Origin of the sequence: Burkholderia sp. Ed8 (assembly GCF_040761425.1) — a bacterium.
In the GTDB taxonomy this organism is placed as follows: Bacteria; Pseudomonadota; Gammaproteobacteria; order Burkholderiales; family Burkholderiaceae; genus Burkholderia; species Burkholderia seminalis.
In genome coordinates, this window is the sequence record NZ_CP142886.1 from 3,332,029 (window position 1) to 3,345,313 (window position 13,285).

Consider the following 13,285-nt stretch of genomic DNA (forward strand, 5'->3'; position numbering starts at 1 on the left):
GGGTTGGCCTTGCGGCCGGGGGGACGGGATCAAAACTGGAAAGCGGCCGGTCTGTGCGCGCTGTCTAGACTGGGAAAAAGCGGGCGGTCGGACGCGGCTTGTGGCGACGCACGACGCAAGTGGCGCCCGGGGGCGGCCAAAAAGTTATAATTTAGCGGATTTTGGCCGACTTTCGCAATGCACCATAGCCGCGCCGGGCCCGCGCCGTCAGGCGTCCCCATGTGGCCAGGCGCGCGAAACCGGCCATCCGGGCCCCTGCGGCCCTTGCGATACATGCCCTTACGGAACCGCGGAATACCGATTTGAAACTGCACCAGGACACGAGCGGCGCGCTCAATACCGTCACCGGCTACGGCCCCGATTACGTCGACGTCAATCTCGAACGCCATGAAACGAGCGTCATCGTGCTGCCCGGCGCGCCGGTCCAGGCATGGCCGGTGTCGTCGTTCGACGCGCTCGCGCCCGAGCATTTCGCGATGCTGCTCGACCCGACGCCCGAGCTCGTGATCTTCGGCAGCGGCGCGCGGCTGCGCTTCCCGCACCCGCGGCTCGTCGCGGCGCTCACGGCGAAGCGGATCGGCGTCGAGACGATGGATTTCCAGGCGGCCTGCCGCACCTACAACATCCTGATGGCCGAGGGCCGCAAAGTCGCCGCCGCGCTCTTAATTGAACGTTAATCCCCGATGCGGTAAAACTCGGGCCGGCGCAACGGGTCGATCCCCCGATCGGTCCGGCCAGGCCGCCCGCCGCCGGCACAACCCGCCGGCGGCCCGTCACCCCAACCAACAGGCTGAAAATCCATGAACGATACGCCCTCGAGGCTACCGCTCAACCGCATCACGCTCGTCCTCCTGATCGTCGCGCTCGCGATCGTCTGGTTCGCGCCGCTCGGGCTGCGCCACCTGATCCCGAGCGACGAAGGCCGCTACGCGGAAATGGCGCGCGAGATGTTCGTCACCGGCGACTGGATCACGCCGCGCTACAACGGCTACAAGTACTTCGAGAAGCCGCCGCTGCAGACCTGGCTGAATGCGCTGACCTTCGCGTGGTTCGGCATCGGCGAATGGCAGGCGCGCCTCTACACGGCCGTCGCGAGCTTCGCCGGCGTGCTGCTCGTCGGCTACACCGGCGCGCGCCTGTTCAACCCGCTGTCGGGCTTCCTCGCGGCCGTCGTGCTCGCGAGCTCGCCGTACTGGAACCTGATGGGCCACTTCAACGCGCTCGACATGGGGCTCGCGTTCTGGATGGCGCTGTCGCTCTGCTCGCTGCTGCTCGCGCAGCGGCCCGGGCTGCGCCCGGCCGCGGTGCGCGGCTGGATGTGGGCATGCTGGGCCGCGATGGCGCTCGCGGTGCTGTCCAAGGGCCTCGTCGGCCTGATCCTGCCCGGCGCCGTGCTCGTGCTCTATACGCTGATCGCGCGCGACTGGGCGCTGTGGAAGCGCCTGTACCTGGTCAGCGGCCTCGTGATCTTCTTCGCGATCGTCACGCCGTGGTTCGTGCTGGTGCAGCAGCGCAACCCCGAGTTCTTCAACTTCTTCTTCATCGTCCAGCAGTTCCGCCGGTACCTGACCCCGGAACAGAACCGCCCGGGCCCGCTGTACTACTTCGTGCCGGTGCTGCTGGTCGGCTTCCTGCCGTGGCTGTCGGTCGCGTGGCAGAGCATCCGCCATGCGCTGCGGATGCCGCGCCAGCCGAACGGCTTCTCGCCGATGCTGGTGCTGCTGATCTGGAGCGCCTTCATCTTCCTGTTCTTCAGCACGTCGCATTCGAAGCTGATCTCGTACGTGCTGCCGGTCGCGCCGGCGCTCGCGCTGATCATCGGCGCGTACCTGCCGCTGATGACGGCCGACCGGTTCCGCCGCCACCTGCTCGGCTACCTCGTGTTCTTCGTCGCCGCGGCGTTCGGGATCATCTTCCTCGCGTACCAGGGCGATGCCCGCACGCCGAACGCGCTGTACCGCGCGTTCCAGATGTGGCTGTACGCGGGCCTCGCGGTCTCGGCCGCGCTGACGCTCGCGGCCGCGTGGCTGAACCGCCGGACGGGCGCGGCCGCCGCGCTCGCCGCGTTCGGCGCCGCATGGCTCGCGTTCGGCACGATCGGCGGCACCGGGCACGACGAGTTCGGCCGCTACAGCTCGGGCGCGCTGCTCGCGCCGGCCGTGCGCGCCGAACTGGCGAAGCTGCCGCCCGACACGCCGTTCTACTCGATCGAGATGCTCGACCATACGTTCCCGTTCTACATGGGCCACACGACGATCATGGTCCAGCGCCAGGACGAGCTCGCGTTCGGGATCTCGATGGAGCCGAACAAGTGGATTCCGACGGTCGACGAATGGATCGCGCGCTGGAAGCAGGAAACCCATGCGCTCGCGATCATGCCGCCCGGCCAGTACGACGCGCTGGTCAGGCAAGGCGTGCCGATGCGCGTGATCGCGCGCGACAACCGCCGCGTGATCGTCGAGAAACCGCAATCGTAAGGACGCCCCTCGCATGAATCCCGTTTCGTTCGTCTGCATCATCACCGGCGTGATGCTCAACGCCTGTGCGCAACTGCTGCTGAAAGCCGGCGTCAACGCCGTCGGGCACTTCGAATTCAGCCGTGCGAACATCCTCCCGGTCGGCCTGAAGATCGCGACCCAGCTGCCGATCATCGGCGGCCTCGGCTGCTACGTGCTGAGCGTCGTGGTCTGGATTCTCGGGCTGTCGCGGGTCGACGTGTCGATCGCGTACCCGATGCTGTCGCTCGGCTACGTGGTCAACGCGTTCGCGGCGTGGTACCTGTTCGGCGAGGTGCTGTCGGTCCAGCGGCTCGTCGGGATCGGCATCATCCTGATCGGCGTGCTCGTGCTCGCGCGCAGCTGAGCATGCCCCGCGGCGTTAAGTGTCCGCCTACAAAAAATCACGGTGCGAATCCGCCAACCGGTGTTTAATGCCGGTTTCGGGCGGATCGCCCGACCCTTTTATTACACGCCATTACAGGCCAACGCGTTCATGAGCCAGACTACCGCTCCGTTTCTGCCGTTCACCCGACCGGAAATCGACGAGGAAACCATCCAGGGCGTCGTCGACGTGCTGCGCTCGGGCTGGATCACCACCGGCCCGCAATGCCAGAAATTCGAGGCCGCGCTGTCCGACTACTGCGGCGGGCGGCCGGTCCGCGCGTTCAATTCGGGCACCTGCACGCTCGAGATCGGCCTGCGCATCGCGGGCGTCGGTGCCGGCGACGAGGTGATCACGACGCCGGCGTCGTGGGTCTCGACCAGCAACGTAATCATCGAAACGGGCGCGACGCCCGTGTTCGCCGACATCGATCCCGTCACGCGCAACATCGACCTCGACAAGCTCGAGCAGGCGATCACGCCGCGCACGAAGGCGATCATCCCCGTGTTCCTGTCCGGCCTGCCGGTCGACATGGACCGCCTGTACGCGATCGCGCGCGCGCACAAGCTGCGCGTGATCGAGGACGCCGCGCAGGCGTTCGGCTCGACGTGGAACGGCAAGCGCATCGGCGCGATCGGCGACATCGTGTCGTTCAGCTTCCACGCGAACAAGAACCTGACGACGATCGAAGGCGGTGCGCTGGTGCTGAACAACGAGGACGAAGCGACACTCGCGCAGAAGTACCGGCTGCAGGGCATCACGCGCACCGGCTTCGACGGGATGGACTGCGACGTGCTCGGCGGCAAGTACAACCTGACCGACGTCGCCGCCCGCGTCGGTCTCGGCCAGCTGCCGCACATCGAACGCTTCACCGCGCAGCGCCGCGCGCTCGCCCGCGCGTATTTCGCCGCGTTCGACGGCGGCGCGGCCGTGAAGCTCGGCGTCGGCCTGCCGGTTGCCGACTTCGCGAACAGCAACTGGCACATGTTCCTGATCACGCTGCCGCTCGAGCGGCTGACGATCACGCGCGCCGAATTCATGGCGCAGCTGAAGGAACGCGGCATCGGCACGGGCATCCACTACCCGGCGATCCATCTTTTCACGCTGTACCGTGCGCGCGGCTTCAAGGAGGGCATGTTCCCCCACGCCGAACGGTACGGCGCGTCGACCGTCACGCTGCCGCTGTTCACGCAGATGACGGAAGGCGACGTGCGTCGCGTGGTCGACGCCATCAACCAGATTTGTGAACAATACGGAAAATAAGCGTACATGAGTCACCTTGAAGCACGCGCCGGGCATCCGGGGGCCGGCCATCCGGGGGCCGGCCATCCGGTCGCCGGGCACCTGGACGCCGGTCGGCCCGAAGTCTCGGTCATCATCCCCGTATACAACGAGGAAGACGGCCTCGCCGCGCTGTTCGCGCGGCTGTATCCGGCGCTCGACGCACTCGACACGTCGTATGAAGTAATCCTGATCAACGACGGCAGCCGCGACCGCTCGGCCGCGATGCTCGCCGATCAGTTCCACGTACGGCCCGACACGACGCGCGTCGTGCTGCTCAACGGCAACTACGGTCAGCACATGGCCATCCTCGCGGGCTTCGCGCAGTCGCGCGGCGAGATCGTCATCACGCTCGACGCCGACCTGCAGAACCCGCCCGAGGAAATCGGCAAGCTGATCGCGAAGATGCGCGAGGGCTACGACTACGTCGGCTCGATCCGCAAGCAGCGCCAGGACAGCCTGTGGCGGCGCAAGGCGTCGCAGATGATGAACCGGCTGCGCGAGCGCATCACGCGCATCAAGATGACCGACCAGGGCTGCATGCTGCGCGCGTACAGCCGCCGCATCATCGACACGATCAACGTGTGCGGCGAAGTCAACACGTTCATCCCCGCGCTCGCGTACACGTTCGCGCAAAAGCCGACCGAAATCGAGGTCGCGCACGAGGAACGCTTCGCAGGCGAATCGAAGTATTCGCTGTACAGCCTGATCCGGCTGAACTTCGACCTCGTGACCGGCTTCTCGGTCGTGCCGCTGCAGTGGCTGTCGTTCATCGGCGTGATCCTGTCGCTCGGCTCCGCCGCGCTGTTCGTGCTGCTGCTCGTGCGCCGCTTCATCGTCGGCGCGGAAGTGCAAGGCGTGTTCACGCTGTTCGCCATTACGTTCTTCCTGCTCGGCGTGATCATCTTCGCGCTCGGCCTGCTCGGCGAGTACGTCGGCCGCATCTACCAGCAGGTGCGCGCACGGCCGCGCTACCTGATCCAGGCCGTGCTCGAGCAGCACGACGGCGTGCCGCCGGTGCCGGCCGACGCGAACCGCACGGGAGCCGGGCAATGAAGCCGCGCGCGGTCGTCTTCGCGTATCACAACGTCGGCGTGCGCTGCCTGCAGGTGCTGCTCGCGCGCGGCGTCGACGTCGCGCTCGTCGTCACGCACGAGGACAACCCGAACGAGAACATCTGGTTCGGCAGTGTCGCGTCCGTCGCGGCCGAGCACGGCATCCCGGTCGTCACGCCGGCCGATCCCGCCGATCCGGCGCTGCGCCGCGCGGTATCCGACGCGCGGCCCGACTTCATCTTCTCGTTCTACTACCGGCACATGCTGCCGGTGGACCTGCTCGCGATCGCGCCGCGCGGCGCGTACAACATGCACGGTTCGCTGCTGCCGAAATACCGGGGTCGGGTACCGACCAACTGGGCCGTGCTGAACGGCGAGACCGAAACCGGCGCGACGCTGCACGAGATGGCCGCGAAGCCCGACGCGGGCGCGATCATCGGCCAGACCGCGGTGCCGATCCTGCCGGACGACACGGCCGCGCAGGTGTTCGACAAGGTCACGGTGGCCGCCGAACAGACGCTCTGGCGCGTGCTGCCCGCGCTGCTCGCCGGCGAGGCGGCGCACCTGCCGAACGACCTGTCGAGCGGCAGCTACTACGGCGGGCGCAAGCCCGAGGACGGCCGCGTCGACTGGTCGAAACCGGCCGCGCAGGTCTACAACCTGGTGCGCGCGGTCGCGCCCCCGTATCCGGGCGCGTTCACGGACGTCGACGGCACGCGTTTCGTGATCGCGCGCGCGCGCCTCGCGGCGCCCGGCAGCGCGGCAGCGGCCGCCGCGGCGGATTTGCCGCCCGGCCTGCACGTAAGCGATAATGCGCTATTCGGCGTCTGCGGCGACAGCCGCGCCTTGTCCATTCTCGAGCTGTGGCAGCAGCGCGACGGCAGCGAAACCGTCGTGACGCCCGCGGAATTCGCGCAGTTCATTCATTCTTCCCGTCATTCATGAAAGCAAAAAAAGTCCTGATCCTGGGTGTGAACGGCTTCATCGGCCATCACCTGTCGAAGCGCATTCTTGAAACCACCGATTGGGAAGTGTTCGGCATGGACATGCAGACCGATCGGCTGGGCGACCTCGTCAACCACGAGCGGATGCATTTCTTCGAAGGCGACATCACGATCAACAAGGAGTGGGTCGAGTATCACGTGAAGAAGTGCGACGTGATCCTGCCGCTCGTCGCGATCGCGACGCCGGCCACCTACGTCCAGCAGCCGCTGCGCGTATTCGAGCTCGACTTCGAGGCGAACCTGCCGATCGTGCGTTCGGCCGTCAAGTACGGCAAGCACCTCGTGTTCCCGTCGACCTCCGAGGTCTACGGCATGTGCTCGGACGAGCAGTTCGATCCGGACGCGTCGGCACTCACCTACGGCCCGATCAACAAGCCGCGCTGGATCTACGCATGCTCGAAGCAGCTGATGGACCGCGTGATCTGGGGTTACGGGATGGAAGGCCTGAACTTCACGCTGTTCCGCCCGTTCAACTGGATCGGCCCGGGCCTCGACTCGATCTACACGCCGAAGGAAGGCAGCTCGCGCGTGGTCACGCAGTTCCTCGGCCACATCGTGCGCGGCGAGAACATCAGCCTCGTCGACGGCGGCTCGCAGAAGCGCGCGTTCACCGACATCGGCGACGGCATCAGCGCGCTGATGAAGATCATCGAGAACAAGGACGGCGTCGCGTCGGGCAAGATCTACAACATCGGGAATCCGAAGAACAACTTCTCGGTTCGCGAACTCGCGCACAAGATGCTCGAACTGGCCGCGGAATTCCCCGAGTACGCCGACTCGGCCAAGCAGGTGAAGCTCGTCGAAACGACGTCCGGCGCCTACTACGGCAACGGCTACCAGGACGTGCAGAACCGCGTGCCGAAGATCGACAACACGATGCAGGAGCTCGGCTGGGCGCCGCAGGCGACGTTCGACGACGCGCTGCGCAACATCTTCGAGGCGTATCGCGGCCACGTCGCCGACGCGCGCGCGCTCGTCGAACAGCAAGGCTGACCGGGACGTTCGCTTGGCTCGTATCGTCCTCAAGATCGACGTCGACACGCTGCGCGGCACACGCGAAGGCGTGCCGAACCTCGCGCGCATCTTCGATCGCTTCAGCGCGCGCGCGACCTTCCTCTTCAGCCTCGGGCCCGATCACACCGGCTGGGCGCTGCGGCGGGTGTTCCGCCCGGGTTTCCTGAAGAAGGTGTCGCGCACGTCGGTGGTCGAACACTACGGCGTGAAGCAGCTGATGTACGGCGTGCTGCTGCCGGGCCCCGACATCGGCCGCCGCGCGATCGCCGACATGCGCGCGATCCACGAGGCCGGCTTCGAATGCGGGATCCACACGTGGGATCACGTGTACTGGCAGGACAACGTCCGTGCGCGCGATCGCGACTGGACCGCGCGTGAAATGCAGAAGAGTCACGCGCGCTTCATCGAGATCTTCGGCGCGCCGCCCGTCACGCACGGCGCGGCCGGCTGGCAGATGAACGATGCCGCGTTCGAGCAGATCGACGCGTGGGGCATGCGCTACGCCTCCGACGGGCGCGGCCACTCGCCGTACCTGCCGGTCGTCGGCGGCCGCACGCTGTCGCACGTGCAGATGCCGACCACGCTGCCGACGCTCGACGAAGTGCTCGGCATCGACGGCGTCGACACGCACAACGTCGCCGCGCACCTCCTCAAGTTCACCGAAACCAATCCGCACGACCAGGTGTTCACGCTGCATGCGGAACTGGAAGGCCAGAAGCTCGCGCCCGTGTTCGAGCAGCTGCTCGCCGGCTGGCGCGCGCAAGGCCACACGTTTGCGACGATGGGCGACTACCACGCGACGCTGGACCGCGACACGCTGCCATCGTACCCTGTCACGTGGGGCGAAATCCCCGGCCGCTCCGGCGAACTGATCGTCCAGCCCGACTGAGTCCGCGCGCGAGCTGGCGGCGCCCGCAGCGCCCTGCCGCGCGTTGCCGGGACGCCGCACCGCGCCGCCGCAGCGGCGCCTTTCCATAACAACAGGAGAAACACGTGTCTGTCGAAGTTGACCGTCAAGTTCCCGATTTCACCGCACCGGCCACGGGCGGCGACATTTCGCTGTCCGACCTGAAAGGCAAGAAGCTCGTGCTGTACTTCTATCCGAAGGACAACACGCCGGGCTGCACGACCGAAGGGCTGCAGTTCCGCGATCTCTATCCGAAGTTCAAGAAAGCCGGTGCGGAAGTCATCGGCGTGTCGCGCGACAGCCTGCGCTCGCATGACAACTTCAAGGCAAAGCTCGAACTGCCGTTCCCGCTGATCTCCGATGCCGACGAAGCGCTGTGCGCGCTGTTCGATGTCATCAAGATGAAGAAGATGTATGGCAAGGAAGTGCGCGGAATCGAGCGCTCGACGTTCCTGATCGACGCCGACGGCGTGCTCCGTCAGGCATGGCGCGGCATCAAGGTGCCGGGTCACGTGGACGACGTGCTAAGTGCTGTACAAGCGCTTTGAGGCGCGTTATATTGGGCCGCAATGAATGCCCGTTCGACCCATATTTCTCGTAGCTGCGCCGGTGCTCGATGCGATGCTTCCCGGCACCTGACGCGCATCACGACATCAGCCGAGCCGCATGTCCCTGTCGACGGGGCAGCGGCTTTTTTTATGGATTGCGCGCCGGCCTTCCCGGTCCGGCCCTAACCGCATCAAGGAGCTGATCGACACTTAGGCGAACCGGCTAGACGAATTTCCTGTGCGCCACCGCGCGCAAACTGCGTCTACGTCACGCAGGATGCGATCAGCGGCGCACGCCATGCGACACGATTCCTCCCGAGGGACACCATGCCTTTGCCTACCCCCCCCAGCAAGCTCGGCAGCCTGCTGCCGCCCGACGAATACAAGGCGAAAGCGCGGCCCGCGAAAGCCGCGAAGAAATCCGCCGAAGGGGACGCATCCACAGCCGGTGACTATGGTCCGGCCAGCGTGGCCCAACCGATGATCGAAGCCGCGAACACGGCCGCGCCGCTGCGTGCCGTCGCGTCTTCGGCGCCTGATGCCGCACCCGCGCGCGGCCGCAAGACCAAGCAGACGGCCGCGCTGCTGCAGCCGATGCCGGCCCCCGCCGCACCCGCGGCGCCGGTCGTCGCGCGCAACGACAAGCCGGCCGCCGGCAAACCCGCCGCCGCGCCCGCGCGCGACGCCGGCGCCGCCACCAAGTCGCGCAGCCGCAAGCCCGCCGAGGCCGAACTGCAGAAACTGTTCGTGCTCGACACCAACGTGCTGATGCACGACCCGAGCAGCCTCTTCCGCTTCGAGGAACACGACGTCTATCTGCCGATGATGACGCTCGAGGAACTCGACAACCACAAGAAGGGAATGTCGGAAGTCGCGCGCAACGCACGCCAGGTCAGCCGCACGCTCGACGCGCTGGTCGCCGACGGCGGCCCGATCTCGGACGGCATCCCGCTGTCGCGCCTCGGCAGCCGCGAGGCGCTCGGCCGCCTGTACTTCCAGACGAAGCTCGCCGACATCGCGCCGGTCGAAGGCTTGCCCGTGGGCAAGGCCGACAACCAGATCCTCGGTGTCGTGCGCGCGCTGCAGCGCGACCGGCCCGACCGCCAGGTCGTGCTGGTGTCGAAAGACATCAACATGCGGATCAAGGCGCATGCGCTCGGGCTGCCCGCGGAAGACTACTTCAACGACCAGGTGCTCGAGGACTCCGATCTCCTGTACAACGGCGTGCGCGAGCTGCCGCAGGATTTCTGGACCAAGCATGCGAAGGGCATGGAGAGCTGGCAGGACACGAAGACGGGCACCACGTACTACCGCGTGACGGGCCCGCTCGTCGCGTCGATGCTCGTCAACGAGTTCGTCTATCTCGAACCGCAGAACGGCGAGCCGACGTTCCATGCGATCGTCCGCGAACTGAACGGCAAGACGGCGCTGCTGCAGACGCTGCGCGACTACAGCCACCACAAGAACAACGTGTGGGGCATCACCGCGCGCAACCGCGAGCAGAACTTCGCGCTGAACCTGCTGATGAACCCCGAGATCGACTTCGTCACGCTGCTCGGCCAGGCCGGCACCGGCAAGACGCTCGTCGCGCTCGCGGCCGGCCTCGCGCAGGTGCTCGACGACAAGCGCTACAACGAGATCATCGTGACGCGCGCCACCGTGCCCGTCGGCGAGGACATCGGTTTCCTGCCCGGTACCGAGGAAGAGAAGATGCAGCCGTGGATGGGCGCATTCGACGACAACCTCGAGGTGCTGCAGAAGACCGACGACGCGGCCGGCGAATGGGGCCGCGCCGCAACGCAGGAACTGATCCGTTCGCGCCTGAAGGTGAAGAGCATGAACTTCATGCGCGGCCGTACGTTCGTCGACAAGTACCTGATCATCGACGAAGCGCAGAACCTGACGCCGAAGCAGATGAAGACGCTCGTCACGCGCGCGGGCCCCGGCACGAAGATCGTGTGCCTCGGCAACATCGCGCAGATCGACACGCCTTACCTGACCGAAGGCAGCTCGGGCCTGACCTACGTCGTCGACCGCTTCAAGGGCTGGGGCCACAGCGGCCACGTGACGCTCGCTCGCGGCGAACGTTCGCGGCTGGCCGACTACGCGTCGGACATCCTGTAACGCGGCCTGCCGGCCGATCGGCCGGCTGTCGACGCCACACGGCGCTCCGTTTCCGGAGCGCCGTTTTTATTTGGGGTCGAAGACAAAAGTAACGCTTCGTCACGCAAAAGCGCAGTTTACGCGCGAAACTTCAAGTAAATTCTCAAGAATGGTTGCTTAAGCCCCGTCCGGGCGTCTACCATTGGGTCTGTCTGTTGTCATACGATTCGCGAGCGCGCCGCGCTCGCCCGCCTTGCCATGCTTCGAATCTGGGTTCCCGTCGCCGTCGTTTCCCTGCTTGCGGCCTGCTCCAGCGTGCCGCCGCAGTCGGCATCGCGTTCCGCGTCGGGCATGAAGATCACGACGCCGCGCGCGTTCCCCGCTCCGGCCAATTTCCCGAAATTCGTCGATCACAGCGTCGGCCAGGAAGAAATCTCGATCCAGGCGATGAGCCTCGTCGGCATCCCGTATCGCTGGGGCGGCAACACGCCGGCGAGCGGCTTCGACTGCAGCGGGCTCGTGCGCTACGTGATCGGCCGCGCGGCCGACGTGAACCTGCCGCGCACGACCGCCGACATGAGCGGCCGCGGCGTGTCGATCGAACCCGACGAGATCGCGCCGGGCGACCTGATTTTCTTCAATACGACCGGGCGGCCGCATTCGCACGTCGGCATCTATGTCGGCAAGCTGCGCTTCGTCAACGCACCGTCGACGGGCGGCACCGTCCGGCTCGACTACCTGACGAACCCGTACTGGGCCAAACGTTTCGACGGCATTCGCCGCGTCGCGCCGCCGCGCACGGCGCCGACGCCGTTCGATGCGCCGACCTACGAGGCGAAGCGCGACGAGCCGCGCACGCCGCCGGCGGTCGCAGCCGCGCCGGTGGTCGTGACGACCGCGGCGGCGCGGCAGCCTGCCTATGCGCCGCAGCAAGCACGCGTGACGCAGGCACCCGCGCCGGTCGTCACGGCCGCCGCCGCACCGGCGGCCCCCGCCGCCGATCCGTACGAACCGCCTCCGCCGCGCATGCAGGCCGCCCGGCAGCAGGCAACGTCGATGAACGGCGGCATGACTGCGATGACGGCCAATGCAGCGCCCGCCGTCCAGGCGGAGTCCGGCACGCAGATTCCGACGACGGCGCTGACCGCCGCCCAGGCTGCCGCGTTCGACGACGAACCGCCTCCGGCGGCCGCATCGGCATCGCCACGCAGCATCGAGCCCGCACCCGTGCAGGTCTGGCGCGCGTCGACGCAATCCGCGCCCGTCAGCCCGCGTACCGGCACCGCGGACGATCCGATCGCGCGGTTCGCGAACGGCAGTTACTGACCGGTTGCCCGGCCGTCGACGGCAAGTCCCGTCGGCGACCTCTGTCGGCGCCCCGCCCGTTCCGTCGCCCATTCGCCGCTCCAAAAGAAAATGCGCCGCAGCCTTTCGGCTTGCGGCGCATCGGATGTCGATCCGGCAGTGTCGGCGATCAGAAGATCTGGTGGCCAAGCCACCATCCGCCGGCCGCGAACAGCGCGGCGGCGGGCAGCGTCAGCACCCACGCCCACACGATGTTGCCGGCGACGCCCCAGCGCACGGCCGACAGCTTCTGGGTCGCGCCGACGCCGACGATCGCGCCGGTGATGGTGTGCGTGGTCGACACCGGAATGCCGAGGAACGACGCGAGGAACAGCGTCATCGCGCCACCGGTTTCCGCGCAGAAACCGCCGACCGGCTTGAGCTTCGTGATCTTCTGGCCCATCGTGCGCACGATGCGCCAGCCGCCGAACAGCGTGCCGAGGCCCATCGACAGGTAACACGCGCCGATCACCCACGCAGGCGGCGCATCGGCGCCGGCCGACGCGTAGCCGCTTGCGATCAACAGCATCCAGATGATGCCGATCGTCTTCTGCGCGTCGTTGCCGCCGTGGCCGAGGCTGTACAGGCCGGCCGACAGCAGCTGCAGACGGCGGAAACGCCGGTCGACCTTGCTTGGCGCGGTACGGAAATACAGCCACGACACGCCGAGCATGAACAGCGAACCGAGGATGAAGCCGAGCAGCGGCGAAATGAAGATGAACGCAACCGTCTTCAGCAGCCCGTCGATGTTCAACGAGCTCCAGCCCGACTTCGCGAGCGCCGCGCCGACGAGGCCGCCGATCAGCGCGTGCGACGAGCTCGACGGAATCCCGTAATACCACGTGATCACGTTCCAGCCGATCGCACCGACCAGCGCGCCGAAGATGACGTAGTGGTCGACGATTTCGGGATCGATCGTGCCTTTACCGACGGTCTGCGCGACTTTCAGGTGGAAGATGAAGTACGCGATGACGTTGAACGCCGCCGCGAACACGACGGCCTGCTGGGGCTTCAGCACCCCGGTCGACACGACGGTGGCGATCGAGTTCGCCGCGTCGTGAAAGCCGTTCATGAAGTCGAATACGAGCGCGACGAGCACCAGCGCCGCGACCATCCATAGGGCGAGTTGTATCGAATGCATCGTGGTCC

The 13,285-nt window shown here is 66.8% G+C and carries 12 protein-coding genes and 1 pseudogene; 11 read left to right on the top strand and 2 right to left on the bottom strand.

The window, feature by feature from the left end:
• Positions 1–302: 302 nt before the first annotated feature.
• From VXM69_RS29200 to VXM69_RS29240, 9 genes are all read left to right on the top strand, one after another.
• Complete coding sequence (locus VXM69_RS29200) at positions 303–677, top strand: Mth938-like domain-containing protein (protein WP_012328660.1); 375 nt, start codon at positions 303–305, stop codon at positions 675–677.
• Positions 678–800: 123 nt separating this feature from the next.
• On the top strand, positions 801–2,477 hold the full coding sequence (locus VXM69_RS29205) for a glycosyltransferase family 39 protein (protein ID WP_200086439.1): 1,677 nt from the start codon (positions 801–803) through the stop codon (positions 2,475–2,477).
• Between the two features lie 13 nt (positions 2,478–2,490).
• Entirely contained in the window at positions 2,491–2,862 is a 372-nt protein-coding gene (locus VXM69_RS29210) for an SMR family transporter (RefSeq protein WP_034188675.1), read from the top strand.
• A gap of 129 nt (positions 2,863–2,991) precedes the next feature.
• Positions 2,992–4,143: a DegT/DnrJ/EryC1/StrS aminotransferase family protein gene (locus VXM69_RS29215; protein ID WP_034188676.1), complete on the top strand. Its 1,152-nt coding sequence runs from the start codon at positions 2,992–2,994 to the stop codon at positions 4,141–4,143.
• A 6-nt stretch (positions 4,144–4,149) separates the two neighbouring features.
• Positions 4,150–5,217: a glycosyltransferase gene (locus VXM69_RS29220; RefSeq protein ID WP_059561653.1), complete on the top strand. Its 1,068-nt coding sequence runs from the start codon at positions 4,150–4,152 to the stop codon at positions 5,215–5,217.
• Positions 5,214–6,161 (top strand): formyltransferase, encoded by a 948-nt coding sequence (locus VXM69_RS29225; RefSeq protein WP_034188678.1) that lies wholly within the window; start codon positions 5,214–5,216, stop codon positions 6,159–6,161. The genes VXM69_RS29220 and VXM69_RS29225 overlap by 4 nt, the downstream gene beginning before the upstream one ends.
• Complete coding sequence (locus tag VXM69_RS29230) at positions 6,158–7,213, top strand: bifunctional UDP-4-keto-pentose/UDP-xylose synthase (protein WP_006482864.1); 1,056 nt, start codon at positions 6,158–6,160, stop codon at positions 7,211–7,213. Before VXM69_RS29225 ends, VXM69_RS29230 begins: the two co-directional genes overlap by 4 nt.
• A 13-nt stretch (positions 7,214–7,226) precedes the next feature.
• Positions 7,227–8,123: a polysaccharide deacetylase family protein gene (locus VXM69_RS29235; RefSeq protein ID WP_034188679.1), complete on the top strand. Its 897-nt coding sequence runs from the start codon at positions 7,227–7,229 to the stop codon at positions 8,121–8,123.
• A 104-nt stretch (positions 8,124–8,227) separates the two neighbouring features.
• Positions 8,228–8,689, top strand: a complete 462-nt coding sequence (locus tag VXM69_RS29240) for a peroxiredoxin (RefSeq protein ID WP_006756046.1) — start codon at positions 8,228–8,230, stop codon at positions 8,687–8,689.
• 191 nt (positions 8,690–8,880) lie between these two features.
• Here VXM69_RS29240 and VXM69_RS29245 read toward each other — a convergent pair.
• Positions 8,881–9,145 (bottom strand): annotated as a pseudogene (locus VXM69_RS29245) (hypothetical protein).
• Here VXM69_RS29245 and VXM69_RS29250 point away from each other — a divergent pair.
• Together VXM69_RS29250 and VXM69_RS29255 are read left to right on the top strand one after the other, a co-directional pair.
• A complete protein-coding gene (locus VXM69_RS29250) occupies positions 9,056–10,813 on the top strand; it encodes a PhoH family protein (protein WP_311767391.1) in 1,758 nt (585 codons plus the stop codon). The pseudogene VXM69_RS29245 and the gene VXM69_RS29250 overlap by 90 nt on opposite strands.
• A 237-nt stretch (positions 10,814–11,050) precedes the next feature.
• Positions 11,051–12,118 (top strand): C40 family peptidase, encoded by a 1,068-nt coding sequence (locus VXM69_RS29255; protein ID WP_367189639.1) that lies wholly within the window; start codon positions 11,051–11,053, stop codon positions 12,116–12,118.
• 148 nt (positions 12,119–12,266) lie between these two features.
• Here VXM69_RS29255 and VXM69_RS29260 read toward each other — a convergent pair whose 3' ends face one another.
• Positions 12,267–13,277: an inorganic phosphate transporter gene (locus VXM69_RS29260; protein ID WP_034188682.1), complete on the bottom strand. Its 1,011-nt coding sequence runs from the start codon at positions 13,275–13,277 to the stop codon at positions 12,267–12,269.
• Positions 13,278–13,285: the final 8 nt, after the last annotated feature.